Origin of the sequence: Paenibacillus donghaensis, assembly GCF_002192415.1 — a bacterium.
GTDB classification, from domain to species: domain Bacteria; phylum Bacillota; class Bacilli; order Paenibacillales; family Paenibacillaceae; genus Paenibacillus_AQ; species Paenibacillus_AQ donghaensis.
Map to the genome: position 1 here is coordinate 6,032,110 of NZ_CP021780.1, position 22,163 is coordinate 6,054,272.

The window sequence follows — 22,163 nt, forward strand, 5'->3', positions numbered from 1 at the left end:
AACAAATAGACCTCTGTCCAGAACTTGAAGCATTCCAGCTTTCCTTATGAAGAAAATTATTCCAGACTGAATCGTCCTGTTCAGCACCCCGGCCTCATTGACCGGCAGTACGGGCCTCCGGATGTACCACCAGCGTCTCGCCGTACCCCAGCGTACGGATACGCTCTTCATGAATGCCCTGCTCCACTCTTGCTGCCTCCATTCGGTCGAGCGCCTCACGCGCGGTATCATCGGCCAGCCTGAAGGTGCCGTAATGCATCGGGATCATCAGCTCCGCGCCTACATCCATAAAAGCCTGCACCGCTTCCTCCGGATTGACATGCTGTGAGGTCATGAACCATTCCGGCTCATAAGCGCCGATCGGCATCAGGGCGACGTGCAGGCTGAAGCGGCTGCCGATTTCCTTGAAGCCGGCAAAATAGCCGCTGTCTCCGGCAAAATAAAGGTTGGGCGGCAGCTTGTGCCTGGCTTCGCCCTGTACGTCCTCTCCGGCGTCCGGATGGTTCTCCGGCTGGGCCGGCTCCAGCACGTAGCCGCCCCAATGCGAGGTATTCGTATCAAACGGCGTCCGGCGGGTCCAGTGTTGGGTCGGCACAAAGGTCAGCTTCACGCCTGCCAGTGTGACCTCCTGCCACCACTCCAGCTCCACGCAGCTGCGGAAGCCCTTGCGCAGCATCTTCCGCTTCAGACCGGTCGGCACAACAAGGGTAGTTCCTGCCCCATACAGCTTGCGGATGGACGAGATATGCAAGTGATCATAATGGGAATGCGAGATCAGAATCAGGTCGATCGGCGGTACCGCGGCCAGCGGAAGGCCTGGCTCGCCAAGGCGTTTCTCGAAGCCCAGACGGCGCGCCCAGATCGGATCGGTTATAATATTCAGTCCTTCATATTGAAGCAAAAAAGTGGAATGCCCCACCCAGGTAATCGTCGTATCCAGCCGGTTCTCTGCCAGGTAAGACAGCTTGGGCGGAACATTGGGTACCGCGTAGGAATAGTCCTTCTGCTTGCGGCGGCGTTCCTCGCGCCACTGGCGGAATTCCTTGAGCGTTTTATCGGTACTTACATTATCGATGTTGTTGTAGCGGATTTTGGCCATAAGGCACCTCTTTTATAGTTGTCATTAATCATACGCATACTACAAATTTTACCCTTATAGCAGAAAGTTTAAGCGGAATACCTGCTTGTCCTTTGTGCTCAGCAGGGCATATAGGTTAAAATGCGGATAAAGAGAGCGGTACATTTACCATTTAAGGAGGAGCTGCGTATGAAGATTACCTTTATTGAACCGACACCGAGTCCAAATACGATGAAGCTTCATCTGGATGAGAGCCTTGAGCCGGGCGTGCGCCGGACCTATACCCCGGAGAGCCAGCGTTCCGCTCCCCCCTGGGCACGGGATATGCTTACTATACCAGGAGTAACCAGCATCTACCATGCGGCCGACTTCGCGGCGCTGGAACGCAAAGGCAGCGCCGACTGGGCCGCGATCCTGCGCGAGGTCCAGCAGCGCTTCGGCGGCGGTGAAGGCCTGGCAGCGGAGGATTGGAGCCTGACGGATGAGCACGCGGGTGCCCACTTCGGAGAAGCACAGGTCTTCGTGCAGATGTTCCGCGGCATCCCGATCCAGATCCGCGTCAAGACCGGTGCGGGCGAGGAGCGGATCTCCCTGGCCGCGCGCTTCACACAAGCGGTCATGGATGTAGCCAGCGCCGTCATGATCAAGGAGCGCAAGCTCACCGATTACGGCGTGCGCTACGGTGAACCGAGCGACATCGCGCGTGAGGTGGAGCAGGAGCTGGAAGCGGCGTATCCGCAGGAACGCCTCGACTCCCTCGTGCAGCAGGCCATCGCGCACGGAGCAGCCGGCGAGTTCATCGAGCAGCGGCACAAGAAAGAGCAGGCCGAGCTGCTGCGGGACCTGCATGATGAGGATTGGCGCGTGCGCTACGCCGCGCTGGAGGATCTTGCGCCAAGCGCCGAGCTGCTGCCGGAGCTGCGCACGGCCCTGCACGACCCCAAGCTGCATATCCGCAGGCTGGCGGTCGTGTACCTGGGCGACCTTCGCAGCCCTGAGGCGATGGAGCTGCTCTATGAGGCGATGGCAGACAGCGCTCCGGCCGTGCGGCGCACGGCGGGGGATACGCTGTCTGATATCGGCGATCCCGCCGCGACGCCGGTCATGACGGCGTCGCTGCAGGACAAGAGCAAGCTGGTCCGCTGGCGGGCGGCGCGCTTCCTCTATGAGGTCGGCACCGCCGAAGCGCAGGAAGCATTGACCGCCGCCGCCGAGGACCCGGAATTCGAGGTGGGCCTGCAGGCCCGGATGGCACTGGAACGAATTGCCTCCGGCGAAGCCGCCGCCGGTACGGTCTGGCAGCAAATGTCGGAACGCCGACGGACCTAACGCCAACCTGCCGTTATTTGTCATTGCCTGACCACAGAACTTGCTTTATACTAATTCCTGTTGTGTTTGTAAACGAAATAGTAAAGATAGCCTCATCATACCTACGATGAGGTAGAGGTCGCGGATATCAAGAGTATATGCCCGGAGACGTTCAAGAGCCGTCTGTGAAAGGCATGGAAAGGGATATCCGCCGAAGTCCGCGCTGCCGCTCTTACAGCAGCGCAGATTGGGGCCGTCACCGACAAGGTGCGGAACTGTCACGGCATCGCTGCTATCACCGCAGCGGCGCTGTGTTGCGCTATCTTACAGGGAGTATGATGCGGAGCTGTAATACAAGGAACCCGCAGGATACCGTCTGCGGGTTTTTGCGCGCTTACAGAAGTGAGCTGCTGCGTCCATTCCGGCACTGCCGGGCTATCGTGGCAGCCCCCGTCCCGGCGGGCAAAGGGCGCTCAGCACTCCCCGTTCATGAACAGAAACATGAGACTAGAAGGAGTGTCATTTATTATGCAAAGCAAGCAGCAGCATACGACGCAGGCCGGCTCCAAGGAACCTGGGCTGCGCAAGACATTTAAGGCCAGACATTTAACCATGATCGCGCTCGGCGGTTCGATCGGGACCGGGCTGTTCCTGGCCAGTGGGGGCGCCATCGCCGCTTCCGGGCCGGGCGGGGCACTGCTGGCCTACACCGCCGTTGGCATCATGGTTTATTTTCTGATGACCAGCCTGGGAGAACTGGCGACCTATCTGCCGGATTCCGGCTCGTTCAGCACCTATGGCACCCGCTTCATCAGCCCTGCCTTCGGCTTCGCCATCGGCTGGAACTTCTGGTACAACTGGGCGGTTACGATTGCTGCTGAACTGTCGGCGGCTACAGTGATTATTAAATACTGGTTCCCGGACAGCCCCTCCTTTCTCTGGAGCCTGGTGTTCCTGCTGCTGATGTTCGGTCTGAACTTCCTCTCCTCACGCGGCTATGGGGAATCGGAATACTGGTTCGCGATCATCAAGATTATTACCGTCATCGTATTCCTGGCTGTCGGCGTGCTGATGATCTTCGGCATTATGGGTGGCGAGGCCGTCGGCTTCAGCAACTTCCAGCTGGGCGGCAGCTCCTTCCACGGCGGATTCTTCGCCTTCGTAGGCGTCTTTATGGCAGCCGGGTTCTCCTTCCAGGGCACCGAGCTTGTAGGCGTAGCGGCTGGCGAGAGCGAGAACCCGCGCCGTAATGTGCCGCTGGCCATCCGCCAGGTATTCTGGCGGATTCTGATCTTCTACATCCTGGCCATTCTGGTCATTGGCCTGCTGATTCCCTATACGAACCCGGATCTGCTGCGGGGCGGGATCGACGATATCGGCGTCAGCCCGTTTACAATCGTCTTCAACAAAGCCGGGCTAGCTATTGCCGCTTCCGTCATGAACGCCGTCATTCTTAGCTCGGTGCTCTCTGCGGGCAACTCCGGGATGTACGCCTCCAGCCGGGTGCTGTATGCCATGGCCAAAGACGGTATGGCTCCGCGTGCGCTTGGACGGCTTAACCGCCGGGGCGTACCCGTCGGCGCGCTGCTGGTCACAACGGCTGTCGGCATGCTGGCATTTCTCGCTTCCTTTTTTGGCGACGGTGCGGTATACAACTGGCTGTTGAACGCTTCCGGGATGTGCGGCTTCATTAACTGGCTGGGTATTGCCATCTGCCACTTCCGCTTCCGCCGTGCGTTCATCGCTCAGGGACATTCGCTCGATGAGCTGCCTTACCGGGCCAGATGGTTCCCGTTTGGTCCGCTGTTCGCCTTTGCCCTCTGTATGGTTGCCGTGTTGGGACAGAATCTGGGCGCCTTTACGGGAGACAGCATTGACTGGTACGGCCTGATGGTATCCTACATCAGCCTCCCGCTGTTCCTGCTGATCTGGTTCGGCTACCGTTGGTTCCGCAAGAGCCGGCTGGTGCCGCTGGCCGAAGTCGATCTCAGCACGCATCCGGAATAAGGAGGCCTGCTGCTGCGCTGCGGTTACAACAGAACTCATAATAGAAACGGCTGCCATCCACAACAGGACGGCAGCCGTTTCTATATATGCTCTATTATTTGCGGACAGCTTATTTCCAGGTCACATATACCTTCAGATCACCCGTATTATCGAAGCTGGAAGTGGAATAGGACAATTGGTTCAAGCCCAGCTGGTACAATTGCTGCAGATCGCCCTGCAGCTGCTTCTTGCTGCCCTTGTAGCGGAACAGCAGGGAATGCTTGCCGGACGAGAGCGCCTGTTGTCCAAGCTTCGCCAGATCAGCGCCGGCAGCCACGATGCGGCTCTCATCATACAGCTCATAGTTCAGCTCCTGCTGCAGGGCCTTGAACCATGCCTTTGCCTGCCCGCCACCGCTCACCAGTTCAGCCAGCGTCTTATGATAGGCGGTGGAAGCCGCCGGGTAAGGCTTGGTCCAGCTGTGGTCTTTGCGCAGCTGGGCATCCGTCCTCAGATAATAGGCCGTGACGACTTCGCCGGGCTGGTCGGGCACTGGATCATCCCAGGTTGTATCCAGGTGATACCACTTCCCGTCCAGCTGCACCAGGTTCCAGGCATGCGATACCCGGCTGCCTCCCTCAGGCTTGGCGGTTCCCTCGACGATCCGGTTCGGAATGCCCGCTTCCTTCAGCAGCTTGTAGGTCAAGAGCGAGTAGCCCTGACAGACAGCGCTACCGCTCTTCAGCCCTTCATATGCGGTATATTTGCTGTACGTAGTGTCATATTGGAGCGTGCGAACTACCCAGTCATGAATCACCTTCACCTTCTGGTGGTTGTTCATTCCCGGCAGGATCAGCTTCTTCAGCGCTGCCTTCACCTGCTGATTAACATAGGCAGTCTGCTGTAGTGTCTCCCGGTATTCCATCTGCACCGTTACCTTTGCAGAGCGCGCACCTCCCTGATAGGAGTAGCCATAGCTGTCGACAATATAATACAGGTACGGATCGCTCGCCATGGCGTGATTGATTGCGCTTTGCACCTGTGGCTTCAGTTGACTGGTTTTGCCTTCAAAAGTAAACGTTATCGTCTCCCTGCGATTATTCATCGAGGCCGTCAATTTCTGTGTCATTTCGCTGACTGACTTCAAACTGGCCGGATGGGCAGCCGCATTCACATGGCTCCAGCTCAGATAGACTGCCGGAGGAATGGCCCCGGCAACAAGCGATACGCCAAGAATGGCTTTGACCAGCGAGCCTCTGCTTCTCTTCTTCACGGTTTGATCCTCCTGCCCCTATCGGCTTGCCTAGCTTGTATGTCCAAACTATGCTTTATATTATGCCGGCCTTGAGGCACCTGAGAATCAGGATGGGCACTTTTCTATTATCGCTATTCCCGGCAGTTCTGTAAACTTAAGCTCCGCGACTACCGCGGCTTAATATTACTCTATATAAGATGAACTTAAGTTTCTACCCATCGATTTCCGTCGTCACTGCGGTGAATAGTTGGACTTCCGGCCGCTGTTGTCTCCAGATTTCTTCAATGAAACCGCTGTTCATTTTATATACTGAATATTTCATGCTGTTAACGCTCCACCCCTGCTTACTTACGGACCGAGGAGCCGCTATTTGCGCCAAATCGGTCTGATTTGATGATTTAAGGACTCAGGAGCCCCTATTCATGCCAAAAGCAATTAAAAAGCAGCTGAATTCCCGGCATAAGGGCCCCTCAGTCCGTAACGACCTCCAAACACAGCTGAATTTGAAAATAAGAGCTATAGTGTCCGCAAGTAGGCAAATTCCACCGTACATCCGCTCATTTCACATACTAACCTGCTGTTGTAGAGCAGATAGAGGCCCCCCTCCACAATCGCGGGGAGCCTATTAGATAATTAGTTAGTTGGCACATGCTATGCATCATTTCAGCTATTTTCCGCACCTTGTTGGTTTCGAATAATCTGAGCATAACCTTAATCTCCTCCACTCTTTTGCAGTTAAGTTGAAGATAGGTTGTCCTAACGCTGCTCTGATTGCGGGATAAGCGTATACATCCGGCCTGCTTCTGTCTCAAACGTATGGGCGGCCGATTGCCGCGAACCGTCCACTGCCAGCAGATCCAGCGGTAGACCGCTGTGGATGCAGCAGAGCTTGCCGTGCGTTGAGGTAAGCAACGCCCGCATTAACCGGCCTGCGCTCCACTCCAGGTCCACAGTAAAGCCGCCGCGCGCGGCAAGCCCTGTAACCCTGCCTTCGCTCCAGCTCTCCGGCAGGGCGGGCAACAGGTGCAGCACGCCTCCATGGCTCTGCAGCAGCAGCTCAGCGATGCCTGCCGTCGTGCCGAAATTGCCGTCAATCTGGAACGGTGGATGGTTGCCGAGCAGATTCGGCAAGCTGGAGACCTGCAGAATCCGGCGCAAGCAGCCATAAGCTGCAGCCCCGTCCCCAAGGCGCGCATACAGGTTCAGCAGCCAGGCTGCGCTCCAGCCGGTATGCCCGCTGCCTGCCGCCAGGCGCTGCTGCAGTGTCAGGGCTGCGGCGGCGGCCAGCTCCGCCGTTCCCGCCGGAGTTATGGTATCGCCGGGATACAGCCCATACAGATGGGAGACATGCCGGTGGCCCGGCTCGTGCTCCCCGAATTCCTCATTCCATTCGCGCAAGCGGCCATCTGACGCTATGCCGGGATAAGCCAGCTGCTCACGCTTCGCGTGCAGCTCTTCTCGCAGCTCCGGGTCCAGCTCCAGAATCTCGGCAGCCTGAATACAATGGCTGAAGCATTCCGCCACCAGCGCCAGATCCATCGCGGAGCCGGAAGATACGCTGCACGGCATTCCGTCAGCCGTGAGGAACACATTCTCCGGCGAGGTGGACAGACCTGTCGTCCAGCGTCCATCCGGCAGCTCCACCAGCCAGTCCAGACAGAACAGGGCTGCTCCCTTCAGCGACGGATAAGCCTTGGAGCGCAGATAATCCTCATCCGGGCGGAAGGCATAACGTTCCCAGAGATGCCGTGACAACCAGACCCCGCCCATCGGCCAGAACGCCCACATCGCCCTACCGTCGGATGGCGTGGTCATGCGCCACAGGTCGGTATTGTGGTGGGTTGTCCAGCCTCGCGCCCCATAATGAACGTCGGCCGTGCGGCCGCCCGCTTCAGCCAGCTCGGTGATGAGGTTCAGCAGCGGCTCATGGCATTCGCCAAGTCCGCAGCTCTCTGCCGGCCAATAATTCATCTCCGTGTTGATGTTGGTTGTATAATTGCTGTTCCACGGTGGCTGGACATGCGGATTCCAGATTCCCTGCAGGTTCAGCGCCTGCGTTCCCGGCCGGGAACCGGCAATCATCAGATACCGCCCATACTGGAACAGCAGCGTTTCCAGCAGAGGGTCAGCCTGACCCTGCCGGTACGCTTCAAGCCGGATATCGGTGGGTTGATCCAGAGTAGAACCGGTTTTACCCAGCTCTAGCTGCACACGTCCGAACAAGGCCTGATGATCCGTGATGTGCCGCTGCTTCAATTCCGAATATACGCCTGCCGATTGTGCCAATTGCTCTATACAGCGCGTCTCGGGGAGCATCTTCCCGCTTCCCGGTATCCGGTCGTATCCTGCGAAATCAGTCGCCGCAGCCAGCACAAAGGTAACGGATTGTGCACCAGAAATGCTCACACGTCCCTTCTCCGCCGCCACCTTCCCGCCTTCGGTCCAGACTCTCAGGGCAGTAGCGAAACGGATTCCCATATCGCTCTCATATAATACGGCTCTGGGATGATCACCTACATAGTTATCGGCTACATGCGAAGGTGCCCGGCCCGTGACCATCAGAACTGCGTCTGGATAATTGTCAGCACTGTAAGGATGAGGGGAAGTGAACTCCGCTGACAGCTCCGGCAGCACGGCATCCCCATCTCCTCCTTCAACCCGAATCTGAACAACCATCAGCTCATCCGGTCTGCTGGAGAAGACTTCGCGCACGATCCTCACGCCATCCAAAGTATAGGATACTGAAGCTATGCCCTGATCCAGATCAAGCTCCCGCCGATAATGGCCGAGTGAGCTGCCAGCCTGAAACTGGATGCGCAAATCGCCGAGTGGCTGATACGATTCGGTGCGTCTGCCGAGCATCGTGGCTTCCACCAGAGCCTCAGCCTCGGTATATTTGCCTTCTGCTGCCAGCTGTCGTGCTGGTCCCAAATGACGCAGTGCTTCATAGTTGGCGGTATCTCTGGGGAAGCCCGACCATAACGTATCTTCATTGAGTTGAATGCGTTCTTCTTCCACTCCGCCGAACACCATACCGCCCAGCCGTCCGTTCCCGACCGGCAGCGCCTCTTCCCATACAGCCGCCGGCTTGTTGTACCACAGCACGTTCCCTTGATCCTTCCTATTCTCTTCCATGGATATCCCTCCTGCGGTATTATGGACACCACTGCTTCTGTCCGGATTATTGCCGAATGAACAGCAATCGGCGGGAGGTCCGGACTTTCGTTCGGACTTCCCGCCTGCTTCATGCTTTTATTTCATTAGGCTTAATTCAATACTTACTCATTCCACAGTTTAACGCGTTGCTTCACCAGTTCCTCACGCAGATCTTCCGCCTTCTCTACACCCGCCTTATCCAGTTCGCCCATATAGGCCTCCCAGACTTTATCGAAATCAGCGGGCTTCGACAGGATAGATTCAGGAATTTTTTTCCAGGTAATATCCTTCAGCTTGTTGTCAAGAACGAGAATTTCGCTTTCGCCAGGGATGGTGATATTCCATGCCGCGCCCCAAGGCTTAACCTTGAACTCATCTTCATTCGGGAACAGATCTTTCCAAGTGGTTGCCTTGTAAGCAGCCAACGTTTCTTTTTCCACCGCATTGTAGCTGGCTGTTACTTGTTCAGGGAAACGGGTGGTGTAGTAGCTACCGGTTGGGTCCAATACGCCATCGCCATAATGCGCGCTAAGCAAGGCGTAGTTTGAGCCGACATTGCCCAGTCCGGTTTCTTTTTGGAAATTGGTGGTATCGTTATATTTACGGTCGTTCACGTCTTCAGGAATGACACGTTTGCCGTCAACAACGTTGTAATGCTTGCCTTCAATCCCCCAGTTAACCAGCACTTGGCCTTCATCGGAAGCCAGGTAATCCAGGAATTTAATGGCACGCACCGGATCTTCAGCATCTACGCTGATCCCGATTCCGTTACCGGCCATGAAGCCTGTAGGCCAGAAGGAAGTTTCTTTATATTCCTCAGACAGAGTCACCGGATAGTGTCCATAACCTTGATCCAGTTTACCGGCAGCCTTCAGCGCTTTTTCTCCGTCTCCATAACCCCAATCCTGGTCAATCAGACCAATGACACGGCCGGTAGCGATCTTGGCTTTGTACTGGTCGTATTTCTGAACGAAGCTTTCCGGATCAAGCAAACCAATATCGTTCATATGGTTGAGCCAGCGGAAATATTCTTTCTCGGCTGGGCGGCGGAAGTGATAGGTCACTTCTTGTGTGTCAATGTCAATCGCATATTCTCCGTCATCAGGGGAACCAGTAGTGATAAATGCCGGGTTAGTTACTGTAATATACATGTACCAATCGTCTGCATTCAGGGTCAGACCGATGTTTTTGTTGCCGTTCTCATCGGTTGGATGTTTTTCCAGGTAAGACTGGATGACATCCTCAAAATCCTTAACCGTTTTGATTTCCGGATATCCGGCTTCTTTCACGGCACGATGCTGAAGTTCGAACCCGCCGCCGGCATCAAAATATTTGTTGTCCACACCCGCATAGGTAGGAATGGCATAAATCGCATGGTCATCGTCACTGTAGCGCGAGCGTTTCAAGCCTTCATCGCCCAATACTTTTTTGATATTCGGAGCATGTTTTTCAATCAGATCGGTCAGATCGAGCATTGCGCCTGCATCCACCAGCTTGCTGATCTCGGTCTTGGCACTGATCAAATCCGGATATTCACCACTGGCTGCGATCAGGGCTACTTTTTGAACTGGATCGCCTACCGCATATTCTGCTTCTAATGTTACACCTGTCTTTTCAGTAAGAGCTTTACCCACTTCATCCTGCATTCCTGTCCAGTTTGGGTTAGGATCTGCACTGAAGAATGTCATCGACAGCGGAGAAGTATCCTCAGCCGTGTTGGCCGAATTCTCCGTATTAGCAGTATTGCCTCCTGTATTCCCGGCTGCATTGTTATCGTTGTTCCCTCCGCATCCTGCGAGCAAACCAAGCAGCATAACGGAAGCGAGCGTGATTGACGAAGCCTTGGCTTTTATTTGTCTATTACTTGCCATGAATGAAACCCTCCTTAAAATTGTTATCTATCGTATCACAGGTACATGCCTGTTAATACCTTGCTCAGCTTGCCAAAAGAAAACGGATACATGTTGCGGTTAAATGACAGGGGAGACTTGGCTCCCCTGTCACTGAAGCTGTGACTAGCTCTTCACGGCTCCAAGCGTCATGCCTTTGACGAAATATTTCTGAATGAACGGATATACCAACAGGATTGGCACCGTTACGACAATCGTAATCGCCATCTTCAGCGACTCCGGTGAGACCTGATTGTTTGCCATTGAAGCAATATTGGAGCGGTAATCCCCGCCGTTGCCACTGGTTGTGGTCTGCAGAACTTTCATCAGCTCATATTGCAACGTGGTGAGGTTAGGACTGGACCCGTTATACAGATACGTATCAAACCAGGCATTCCATTGGCCTACCGCCAGGAACAGCGCGATGGTTGCCAGCGCCGGCTTCATCAGCGGCAGAATGATGCGCCAGTAGATCGTGAAATCATTAGCTCCATCCAGCTTCGCCGATTCCTGCAAGGCATACGGCAAGCCGTCGATGAAGGAGCGGATGACGAAGATGTTAAAGGCACTGACTAGGCCCGGCAGGACATAGACGGCAAAGCTGTTCATCATATGCAGATCCTTGATCAGCATGTAGATCGGAATGATTCCCCCCGATATATACATGGTCATCGCCAGGAAGGTGGACACAAATTTGCGGCCGGCAAAGTCAGGACGGCTGATCGTAAACGCCAGCATCGATGCACTGATCAATCCGAGCAGAGTACCGATGAGCGTCCGGAAAGCGGATATTTTGAACCCGGTGATCAATCCCGAGAAGGTGAAGATCTTCATGTAATTTTCCCAGGTGAATTCACGGGGGTAGATGGTGATGCCGCCGCGTACACTATCCACGGAATCATTCAGCGAAATCGCAAGTACATTCAGAAACGGGTAAATCGTGATGACGACCACGAACAGTACTACAAAATACACAATGAAATCAAAAATCCGGTCCGGCCATGACTTGCCGGTAATGGCTGTATTTCCCACAGGTAACGCTCTCCTTTCATGAAAAGGGCAATGTACTGCCACGATTGGGTAGAAGGATCTTCTGTATCCTACAGAAGGCTTTCTTTGGTTGTGCGTTTGAAGATTCCATTAATCGTAAACAGTAGAATTACACTGATCACTGAGTTGAATATATTGATCGCGGTACCGTAGGAGTATCTCGCCATGCCCAGTCCGTACTTCAGCGAGTACAGGTCCAGCACCTGGGAATAATCGGTAACGAGGTTGTTTCCGAGCAGGAATTGCTTCTCAAAGCCGATATTCAGCAAATTACCAACCGACATAATGAGCAGCACGGTAATCGTCGGGCGGATCCCCGGCAGTGTGATATGCCATACCTGACGGAGCCTGCTGGCGCCGTCCACTCGGGCCGCTTCGTACAGTTCAGGCCCTATGCCCGATATAGCGGCAAGATAGATGATGGCGTTCCATCCCGTTTCTTTCCACACATCCGACAAGGTCACGATTCCCCAGAAGAGATGGCCCTGGGCCATAAACTGGATAGGAGTATCAATAAATCCTATGGCTAACATGACATCGTTTACAAGACCATTTTCACTGGATAGCATTTTGGTTACGATACCTGCTGCCACGACCCATGATACAAAGTGGGGCAGATACGATACGGTCTGAGCAAATCGTTTGAAGAACCCTAGACGTAGCTCATTCAGCAAGATGGCAAAGGTGATCGGGAAGATAAAGCCTGCGATCAGGCCCATTCCGCTCATCGCCAGGGTGTTACGCAGAGCCAAGAGAAATTGCGAATCTGTGAACAGTATCTTAAAGTGTTCGAAGCCTACCCATTCTTGTTCGAAAAAGCCGCGTGCCGGCTTGTACTTCTGGAACGCCATCGTCCAGCCCCATAACGGCAGGTAGCTGAAGACGAATGCCCAGATGACAAAGGGAATCGACATCATCCACAAATACTTTTGATTCTTGAAGCTTCTCCAAAACCGTCCTCCTGAAGCAGGCTTTTTGTTGCGCATTCGGGTATCCGGCGGGATTTGAGCTGTTGCTGTTTCCGCTTTCATAAAGCCCCCTCCTCTCTATGTCTATATTTTAGGGATCTGTAAGCGATTGCAGTACCCTATAAATTCGACCTAAAATCAGGTGTGAATTAGAGATTTCGTGCAGAATATTCGACATTTATTTCAAGCTTAGACATGCTGAGCTGTAAAAAAAACGTCTGAGCACAGAAAAGCTGTGCTCAGACGCAATTATGCTGGCCTGCTGCCAACCGATAACATGCTTTAGCGGCAATCTACTCACTCAGACTCAGTTATTCTTCCGGTAAGCCGATGGCGAAATCCCGACGTATTTGCGGAACTTGGCGTTGAAATAATCCGGATTCATGTAACCCACCTTCTCCGCGACTTCATAGACCTTCATGCCCTGGGCCAGAAATTGCTTGGCCTTCTCGATCCGCACTTTATCCACATAAGTGTTGAAGTATTCGCCGGTGGTATTCTTGAACATTTTGCCCAGATAGGCGCTGTTGTAATTGAACAGCTCTGACAGGGTTTCCAGCTTCAGGTTCTCATTATACCGGCGCTGGATCAGCTCCATGATCTTCTTGACCTCGTTGCCCCGACCGCCACCGGAGACCAGACCGGCAATTTCATTCAGAAAAGCTGTGGCCTGGCTCTGCAAATCGCTCAGGTTCCGGCTGTGGTACAATTCGCTGATTGGCGGTGATTTCTCGGCCGCGTAGGCCCGGATAACAGGATAGGACGGCTCCAGGCGGGCTAGCACGGTGCTGAGAATCCGCACAAAGGTCTCTTTGATCCGCAGTTCGTCACTTCCGGCCGTGATTAGTTCCCGGCAGATCTGCATCACCAGCGGCTCAATCGCCGAGCTGCTTCCAGTCTCCACCGCCAGTTGCAGCCGGTTCTCCGCATCCGGCCCCTCCGCGTACTCCGTTTCAGCAGCGCCGCTGTACACCTGCACCGAATCCGCGCTGAGCAGCTGCTCCTTGCGCAGAAAAAACGCCTCCCGCAGCAGCTCCCGCGCCTGATCCGCAGACGCTGCCGCCGCTTCCGGCTGCGGTACAGCGCCGCCGGCCGCTGCCCGGAAATCATACCCGTCCTGGCGGATTAGACCGGCCAGCTCCTTGTACAAGGCCTCCCGGCTGGCTGAATCCTGCAGCGGGGTGCCGAGCAGCAGACCCAGATACGGTGACAGTGTGAAGAAGATCCGGTCCTCGTCGCTGCCGAAATAATGCTCCACTGCGGCTCTGATTCGAAGCGTACGCTCCTCGTCAGCCTGCAGCGGCTCCATTAGCTCGATCAGCACAATCTCATAGCTGCCGGGTGGAAGTCCAAGCGCAGCTGCATATTTGGCCGGATCGTTCCCTTCATCTGCCGGATCTCCCTCCGTATTGCCCGGTTGCAGCAGGGAGCGCAGCAGCGTCTCCCGGGTGCGGGCCGGCTCCTCTTCATTCCAGCGGCTGAAGCGGTTCTCCTGGAGAATGGCCTCCCGCACCTGGTTCAGATACTGGATCATCTCCTCTTCATCCACTGGCTTCAGCAAATAGCCATCGATCCGGTACGTAATCGCCTGCTTGGCATATTCGAAATCGGCATGTCCGCTCAGAATCAGCACATGGCAGGCCGAATCCTCCTTGCGCAGCTCACCAATCAGCTCCAGCCCATCCATACCCGGCATGCGGATGTCCACCACCATCAGCTCCGGGTGATGGGTATGATATTTCTCCAGAGCCTGCAGGCCATTGGCCGCCGTCGCTACTACTGTATATCCATGTTCTTCCCAGGGGATCAGGCTCCGCAGCCCTTCCCGCAGTTTCGGCTCGTCATCAACAATCAGCACTTTAATCATAAAGTCATCTCCTCCAGAGGGATGCAGAAGAGGATCACCGTCCCTTCACCGGGACGGCTGGTTATGGTTAACCCATACTCTTCCCCATAGGATAGTTTCAGCCGGTCATGCACATTGCGCAATCCTATCCGCTCACCCTCCTGCTCTTCCTGGGTCTCCAGCGTTCTGCGCACATGCTCCAGCCGCTCCGGGGTGATCCCCACCCCGTTATCGGTGATTGTAAATCTGGCCTCATCGCCAACCTTCAGAATACCCACGGTGACAAAAGCTCCCTCCATGTTGTTGTCCAGCCCATGAATTACCGCATTCTCCACCAACGGCTGAACAATCAGAGGCGGCATATAGAGCGTCTCGATGGCCGGATCGACAATGAATTGATATTTGAGTCTTTCCTCGTAGCGGAATTGCTGAATATCCAGATAACAACGGACCATTTCCAGCTCCTCCTTCAAGGAGATCTTACTTCTGCCTACCTCAAGACTGCTGCGCATCATTTTGCCGAGCAGCCGCACCACCCGGGCAATCTCTACCTGCCCCTTCATATGGGCCTCCATGCGGATCGATTCCAGCGCATTGAACAGGAAGTGGGGATTAATCTGGCTCGCCAGCATTTTGAAGCGGATATCACTCTGCTTCTGCTCCAGTCTGCTGTTCTGCTCATTGGATTGCTGCACTTCCACCATCAGATCGTTGATGCTCCGCACCATGGAGTTAAACTGTCTGGCCAAGAGGCCTATCTCGTCCTTGCCGTCAATCTGCAGGGTTATGTCGAAATCGCCGGTGGCCACCTTGTTGATATGCTTGCTGAGCCGAAGCAGGCGCCGGGAGAATAAGGAAGAGAAGCTGTAGACCAGCAAAAAGGCCAGCACAACGCTCACCGCAATTACAGTCAGCGCTAAGCCAATGATCCGGTTGGGCTCTTTTACAATACTTTCTATGCTAAAAATAGAGATGATCCGCAGCGCATTCCTGCTGTTCGACGGGTTTAGCTCCTCAATAACAATCTTCGAGGGCTCGCCGTCAATCACGGCCTCATAACTTCCGCTTCCCTGCCCGAGCAGTTGGGTGTCAAAAGAGATGTCCCCAAGTGTCTTGCCTGTCCGTTCCCGGCGGTTGGCGGAGACGATATTGTTCTGGTCATCGACAATCATCGTGTCAAAAGTCTCCTGGGCAAGGATTGAATTCAACTGGCCGCTGCTGACATTGATCACAAGCACACCGGTATTGTTGAGGCCTTCCAGCTCAATTTTGCGCACTAGACTTAAATAACGCCGGTGGTCCCGCTCATCCTCAATATATTCCCAGCCAATCATACTTACGTAACGCTGTGCCCGCTGATACCATTCACTGCCCAGAATCGCAGGGGTCGGATTGATCAGCTCCCAGTTGTTAAGCAGGGTAATATTGTCAATGTAGAGACGGATGTTAGAGATTTCCTTGTATAGTCTGAGGTATTCCTGCATATCCGGGTATTCCCGGTAAGCTTCCACCACATCATAGACACTCTCATATTGATGGATCGCCAGACGTTTGAGCCGGGTATCATTGCTCAGTCGCAGGGCGATGTCCTGGGAGACGCCGATGACCTCCTCTGTTCTTTTGCGGACCCGCTCTACGTTGGTGGAGGCCTGCTCCAGCGCATTCTCGAACGCCATCGCCCTCATATTGATCGTAAGATACCCCCCAACCAGCAGAACCGGCAGCAGGGTGATCAATAGAAAAGCAAGCAGCAGCTTGTTGCGGATCTTAATATCATTCAGCCGCATGACGAACCATTGAAACATGGACTTCGCCCCCAATTTTCTTCTCTGTCTTCTGCACAGACAGTCCATGCCTGGCAGGGTACCCTATACATTACAGAAGAACCATGAAAACGGCAACAAAAGCCCTCCGCCATAAGCGAAAGGCTGACTACGGGAAGAGGCCCTGCGGTTCTGCAGCTTAGTTGCGGTACTCCACCAGCTTATTGTTTAATTCCCGGGTCTGCGTGTATACCTGCTGATACAGGTCAAACAGTCCATTATAAATGGCGGCCTGCTGCGGATTCGGCGTATAGACTTCGGCCTGACGGATGAAGGCATCTGCACACTCGCCCAGCGAAGCAAACCAGCCGCTGCCGTAAGCCGCCAGCATGGCTGCGCCCAGGGCGGGACCTTGCTCACTTTCCAGCTTGATGATCGAGGCATTAAAAATATCAGCCTGCATCTGCAGCCAGACCTCATTCTTGGCACCGCCGCCGATGGCGATGACTTCGGTAATGGCCTTGCCCGATTCGCGTACAATCTCAATGGATTCACGCAGGGAGAAAGTGATTCCTTCCATGACAGCGTGTGTGAAATGGGACAATGTATGCCCGGAATCCATGCCGATGAAGCTGCCGCGGATATTCGCATCCGGGTGCGGCGTGCGTTCGCCAACGATGTACGGGGTGAACAGCAGGCCGCCGCTGCCGGCCGGGATTGCACCTACGCCTTCCAGCAGCTGCTCGAAGCTGCGATCTGCGGCAAACGTATCCTTGAACCAGGTCAAGCTGTATCCTGCCGCCAGGGTAACTCCCATTATATAGTAGGCGTCCTTCTCGCCATGATTGAAGAAATGCACCTTGCCTTCCAGGTTAAGATCCTTGTTCGTCTCGTAAGACAGTACAACGCCGGAGGTGCCAATGCTGCACATGGTCCGGCCTTCACCCAGGATGCCTGCTCCCAACGCTCCGCAGGCATTGTCCGCTCCGCCGGCATACACCTTCGTCGAGGTCAGCAGGCCTGAAGTCAAAGCGATCTCCGGCAGCAGCGTGCCGGTCTGCTCGAAGGACTCCACCAGCCGCGGGCACAAGGACAGCGGCAAGCCGAAGGCTTCTGCGATGGTCACGCTCCACTCTTTGGAAGCGACATCCAGCAGCAGTGTGCCGGCAGCGTCAGAATAGTCCATGGCGTAATCGCCGGTCAGGCGGAACCGCACATAATCCTTGGGCAGCAGGAACAGACTGGCCTGGTCCAGCACCTCAGGCTCATGCTCCTGCACCCACAGCAGCTTGGGCAACGTGAAGCCTTCCAGCGCGCGGTTGCGGGCGATCTCCAGCAGCTCCGTGCCAAGCGTCTGCTCAATTCTACGGCATTGAGCTGTGGTGCGGGTGTCATTCCAGAGGATCGCCGGACGCAGCGCCTGGCCGTCCTTGTCCACCAGCACCAGGCCATGCATCTGCCCCGAGAAGCTGATTCCGTCCACTTGCGCCGGGTCCACGCCCGACTGCTCCATCAGGCGGCGCAGGCTGACCAGCGTGCCCTTGACCCAATCCTCCGGATCCTGCTCGCTCCAGCTGGGCTGTGGTCTGCTCAGCGGATACGCCTCCGAGTGCTCAAAAGCCACCTTTCCCTGCTGGTCCACCAGCACGGTTTTTACAGCGCTTGTTCCCAGATCGACACCGATTACATAGTTCATAGTAGTCCTCCTAAAAGTTTTGTGAGCAAAGACTTCTTTAAAATGGCTTCGTACAAAACTCACTTCGTAAGCATAGGCTTAAGTTTTGTGAGCATAGCTTCCTTGCATCACTTCGTACAAAATTCACTTCGTAAGCATAGGCTTAAGTTTTGTGAAGCTTACGCTTCATAGAACTAACTTCTGATCGCCCCATAAGTCCGAGCAATGGACCAAATTAGTTGCGAATCTACATTTGTTTTACCGTTTTTTTCCGTTTTAGAACAAATAAGTGCGAGAACGCAGCTAATCTAGGATTCTCAACTGTGAAACAGCGATTTACTCGGAAATAGTTGCAGATTCGGTTACTACTTAGGACCCCATAGGAAAGGAGCATCAAATTTTGATCGCCACATCAGTCCAATCACGGAATTTGTTGCGAATCTGCATCTAATTCACCGATTTTTCCCATTTTGAAGCAAATAAGTGCCATAATGCACTTAATTTCCGATTCTGAGCGCTGAACAAGCAATTTACTCGTAATTAGTTGCATATTCGCACTTATTTACCTTCTAACAGCCGTTTTCGTTGAAATTAAGTGCGTTTTCGCATCTAATTTCTTTGAAAGGATCTAGTGCAGCATTCACATCCTCAGTGGACCTAAGCAGTAACCAGATTCGTACTTATTTGCCCAATAACAGTAATTTCAGCTAAATTTAGATGCACTTTTGCATCTAATTCCTTAGAACGCTTCTCAGTTGCTTAGAGTGTCCATGTTAAGACAAGCCAGCTGCATCCGCAGCCGGTTCTCGATTAACCCTCTATTGCCTCGCAGGGTCCTTAGCAGTAACGAATTGAGTCTTTGATGGCAGCACTATCGTCTGTGAGCATAAAAAGGGGCTGCCGAAGAATGCTCTCTTCAGCAACCCCCGTTGCGTTTGGATACTTGCGGTTCAAGGTCCAGAGTGTGGACCTGCCCGACTTGCCATTGTACTACTCAGCCAAAATGTATTGGTTCAGGACCGCTCTCAGGTACTCTTGACGGCCGGATTGGTTCGCACGCGGATTCTCGTTGCTCAGCGCATATTCGGCAAGGGAAGCCAGCGTAGCTTTGCCGGATACGATGTCTGCGCCTACGCCTTCAGTGAAGCTGCTGTAGCGTTTGTCGATGAAGTCCTCGAATACGCGGTCTTCGATCAGCTTGGCAGCTACCTTGAGGCCTTTGGCATAAGTGTCCATGCCGGCGATATGTCCCAGGAACAGATCCTCAGGCTCGAAGGAAGGACGGCGTACCTTGGCGTCGAAGTTGATGCCGCCTTTGCCCAGTCCATCGTTCTTCAATACTTCGTACAGCGTAAGAGTCGCATCGTAGATATTAACCGGGAATTCATCGGTATCCCAGCCCAGTTGCGGATCGCCCTGGTTGGCATCCAGCGAGCCCAGCATACCGTTGATCCGTGCTACGCGCAGCTCATGCTCAAAGGTATGGCCGGCAAGTGTAGCATGGTTGGCTTCAAGGTTGAGCTTGAAGTGCTTATCCAAGCCGTACTTCTGCAGGAACGAAATGGTGGTTGCCGCATCGAAATCATATTGATGTTTCGTAGGCTCTTTCGGTTTAGGCTCGATCAGGAATTGAGCATCGAAGCCGATTTCCTTCGCATAGTCCACAGCCAGCGTGAACAGGCGGGCAATGTTGTCCAGCTCTAGACCCAGATCCGTATTCAGCAGGGTTTCGTAGCCTTCACGGCCTCCCCAGAATACATAGTTCTGCGCGCCCAGACGTTTGCCCACTTCCAGACCCTTCTTCACCTGTGCAGCAGCATGTGCGAACACATCAGCATTGCAGGTGGAGCCTGCGCCGTGCATATAACGCGGGTTGGTGAACATGTTGGCGGTGTTCCAGAGCAATTTTTTGCCGGACGATTTCATGCCCTGCTCCAGAATGTCTACGATAGTGTCAATGTTGCTGTAGAACTCGCGCAAGGAAGAGCCTTCAGGTGCAATATCAACATCATGGAAGCAGAAGTATGGCAGATCCATTTTGTCCATAAATTCAAAAGCCGCTTCAGCGCGTGCCTTAGCCTTGTCCAGTCCGCTCAATTTATCCCACGAACGAACAGCTGTTTCCGCACCAAACGGATCAGAACCGCCTGCAATCAATGTATGCCAATAAGCCATTGCAAATTTCAGATGCTCTTCCATCGTTTTGCCGGCTACGATTTCTTTCGGATTGTAGAATTTAAAAGCATAAGGGTTAGTGGAACGGCTGCCCTCGTAAGAGATTTTGTTCACAGTTTCGAAATAAGCCATTAGTTAATCCTCCTCATATTGTGCTGCGCCCGCAAGCGTTTACAGCAACATCTTAACACATCTTTTCGACTTTGTATATTGGTTAAACAAAGTTTTTATTCAGTATTTATTTAAGTGTGTTTTCCATACGTTCCCTCCTGGACCTCCGCTTTATTCGCCCGACGAATACGGAAGCGCAGCAGCAAGTGCAGAGCAAAACTGTTGCAATTTGCCGCACATCACTCTAGACTATAGAACGTGAACTTAAGAATGTGACATACGGAGTTTCCAGGAAGTGCTATGCATCAGGCTTTCTGGAAACTCCACTACTCCATTCTTAAGTTCATCTTATATAGCAAGTAATCCATGTGAACGTTTACCAAGTGGAAACGGCTGCGCTGTCCTCAAAGGGACGGTATCCGTTTCAGCGAGAAATAGAAGGATTATTTATAGCGCAAAGCAAATAAATTCTTATCTTTTAAGAAGGAAGTGTACAATAGTGAGGGTTACCGGAGACCAGGCGCTGGTCAAAAAAATCAACAAATCGATCATTCTTCATACCATCCGCAAATATTCGCCGCTCTCCCGCGCCAAGGTCTCTGAGATGACCGGACTGAATAAAGCAACCGTATCGAATCTAGTCGCTGAGCTGTGCGCTCAGGAGCTGGTGACCGAAGCCGGGCCAGGTGAATCCAGTGGCGGACGCAAGCCCTTGATTCTGCATTTCAACGCCATGGCGGGAAGTGTCATCGGCGTGGAGCTGAGGGTGAAGCAGCTGACCGCCGTGCTCTGCGATCTGGGTGGCCGGATTCTCCAGGAGCAGGAATGCTCGCTGGAATCGCATCAGCTGCCTTATGTTCTGGAAGCGATGACTAAGCTTATCTCGGCGCTGATTGCTGCCGCTCCGGCCACGCCTTATGGCATTGTCGGGATCGGAGTCGGGGTTCCGGGGATGGTCGACGAACATGGGGTGGTGTTGTTCGCACCCAATCTGGGCTGGGAAACCGTCGACCTGCGGGCTTTGCTGGAAGCCGAATTCGCCGTGCCGGTAACGATTGATAATGAAGCCAATGCCGGGGCCCTCGGCGAGCTGAACTTCGGCGCGGCGCGGGATGTGCGCCACCTGCTCTATGTCAGCGCAGGCTCCGGTATCGGCTCTGGCATTATCATCGAAGGCGAGCTGTACAAAGGCGCACGCGGCTATGCCGGTGAAACCGGCCATATGTCGATCGAAGCCGAAGGCAAGCCCTGCAGCTGCGGCAGCCAGGGCTGTTGGGAGCTCTATGCTTCAGAGAAGACCTACGACACCCCTGCCCTCCCTCTGCCCGCCCGCACCACCCCTGAGCTGGTAGCCCATGCCGCAGCCGGAGAGCCTAATACCTTAAGCCATTTCAACACAATGGGTGAATATCTCGGCATTGGCGTTACCAATCTGATCAACAGCTTCAACCCGCAGCTGATCGTGATTGGCGGCGCTTTGTCGGAGGCGGAAGCCTGGCTGGGCGAGCCACTGCGCAGCGTGGTGGCGAAGCGCACGCTGCCCTATCATAAGCAAGAGCTCGAAATTACATTCTCGAAGCTCGGCAGCCGGGGAACGGTAATTGGAGCCGGTTTCTCAGCGGTTATGCATTTTCTGGGACATATTCGCGTAACTCTGTAATATAAGATAAGAAGAAACGGCTTCGCCGTCCTCTGCAAGAGGCGGCATCCGTTTCTGCGAAAAATAGAAGGATAAATAATAGTGCAGAACATATAATTTCTTATATTTCAAGTGGAAACGCCTTCGCTGTCCTTTTATATGGACGGGGACGTTTCTGCGAGAAATAGAAGGATAATTTATAGCGCAACGCAAATAAATTCTTATATTTTGAACTTAATGCATCGTAATTCCATCAGAAATGGA

General features: G+C 53.9%; 13 protein-coding genes and 1 riboswitch. Of the genes, 3 read left to right on the forward strand and 10 right to left on the reverse strand.

Annotated elements, in window-relative coordinates; genetic code table 11:
• Positions 1–94 precede the first annotated feature (94 nt).
• Positions 95–1,099: an MBL fold metallo-hydrolase gene (locus B9T62_RS27380; protein WP_087918169.1), complete on the reverse strand. Its 1,005-nt coding sequence runs from the start codon at positions 1,097–1,099 to the stop codon at positions 95–97.
• 168 nt (positions 1,100–1,267) lie between these two features.
• Here B9T62_RS27380 and B9T62_RS27385 point away from each other — a divergent pair, with 168 nt between their 5' ends.
• Together B9T62_RS27385 and B9T62_RS27390 are read left to right on the forward strand one after the other, a co-directional pair.
• The gene (locus B9T62_RS27385) at positions 1,268–2,407 is read left to right on the forward strand and encodes a conserved virulence factor C family protein (RefSeq protein ID WP_087918170.1); all 1,140 of its coding nucleotides are present in this window, start codon (positions 1,268–1,270) and stop codon (positions 2,405–2,407) included.
• A gap of 104 nt (positions 2,408–2,511) precedes the next feature.
• A riboswitch (Lysine riboswitch) is annotated at positions 2,512–2,716 on the forward strand.
• Between the two features lie 198 nt (positions 2,717–2,914).
• Positions 2,915–4,393, forward strand: a complete 1,479-nt coding sequence (locus B9T62_RS27390) for an amino acid permease (RefSeq protein ID WP_087918171.1) — start codon at positions 2,915–2,917, stop codon at positions 4,391–4,393.
• Between the two features lie 109 nt (positions 4,394–4,502).
• On the opposite strand, the gene B9T62_RS27395 is transcribed toward B9T62_RS27390, so the two are convergent.
• From B9T62_RS27395 to xylA, 9 genes are all read right to left on the reverse strand, one after another.
• A complete protein-coding gene (locus B9T62_RS27395; protein ID WP_087918172.1) occupies positions 4,503–5,645 on the reverse strand; it encodes a transglutaminase domain-containing protein in 1,143 nt (380 codons plus the stop codon).
• A gap of 738 nt (positions 5,646–6,383) precedes the next feature.
• Positions 6,384–8,762, reverse strand: coding sequence for a glycoside hydrolase family 95 protein (locus tag B9T62_RS27400; RefSeq protein ID WP_087918173.1), 2,379 nt, complete (start codon positions 8,760–8,762; stop codon positions 6,384–6,386).
• A 143-nt stretch (positions 8,763–8,905) separates the two neighbouring features.
• Positions 8,906–10,654: an ABC transporter substrate-binding protein gene (locus B9T62_RS27405; RefSeq protein WP_087918174.1), complete on the reverse strand. Its 1,749-nt coding sequence runs from the start codon at positions 10,652–10,654 to the stop codon at positions 8,906–8,908.
• Between the two features lie 144 nt (positions 10,655–10,798).
• Positions 10,799–11,704, reverse strand: a complete 906-nt coding sequence (locus B9T62_RS27410; protein WP_087918175.1) for a carbohydrate ABC transporter permease — start codon at positions 11,702–11,704, stop codon at positions 10,799–10,801.
• 68 nt (positions 11,705–11,772) lie between these two features.
• Positions 11,773–12,753, reverse strand: a complete 981-nt coding sequence (locus B9T62_RS27415; protein WP_087918176.1) for an ABC transporter permease — start codon at positions 12,751–12,753, stop codon at positions 11,773–11,775.
• 244 nt (positions 12,754–12,997) lie between these two features.
• Positions 12,998–14,557: a response regulator transcription factor gene (locus B9T62_RS27420; protein WP_087918177.1), complete on the reverse strand. Its 1,560-nt coding sequence runs from the start codon at positions 14,555–14,557 to the stop codon at positions 12,998–13,000.
• On the reverse strand, positions 14,554–16,341 hold the full coding sequence (locus B9T62_RS27425; RefSeq protein ID WP_087918178.1) for a cache domain-containing sensor histidine kinase: 1,788 nt from the start codon (positions 16,339–16,341) through the stop codon (positions 14,554–14,556). The genes B9T62_RS27420 and B9T62_RS27425 overlap by 4 nt, the downstream gene beginning before the upstream one ends.
• A gap of 157 nt (positions 16,342–16,498) precedes the next feature.
• On the reverse strand, positions 16,499–17,995 hold the full coding sequence (gene xylB / locus B9T62_RS27430; RefSeq protein ID WP_087918179.1) for a xylulokinase: 1,497 nt from the start codon (positions 17,993–17,995) through the stop codon (positions 16,499–16,501).
• 969 nt (positions 17,996–18,964) lie between these two features.
• Positions 18,965–20,281: a xylose isomerase gene (gene xylA / locus B9T62_RS27435; protein WP_087918180.1), complete on the reverse strand. Its 1,317-nt coding sequence runs from the start codon at positions 20,279–20,281 to the stop codon at positions 18,965–18,967.
• A gap of 478 nt (positions 20,282–20,759) precedes the next feature.
• On the opposite strand from xylA, the gene B9T62_RS27440 reads away from it, so the two are divergent.
• Complete coding sequence (locus B9T62_RS27440) at positions 20,760–21,920, forward strand: ROK family transcriptional regulator (protein ID WP_211296359.1); 1,161 nt, start codon at positions 20,760–20,762, stop codon at positions 21,918–21,920.
• Positions 21,921–22,163 lie beyond the last annotated feature (243 nt).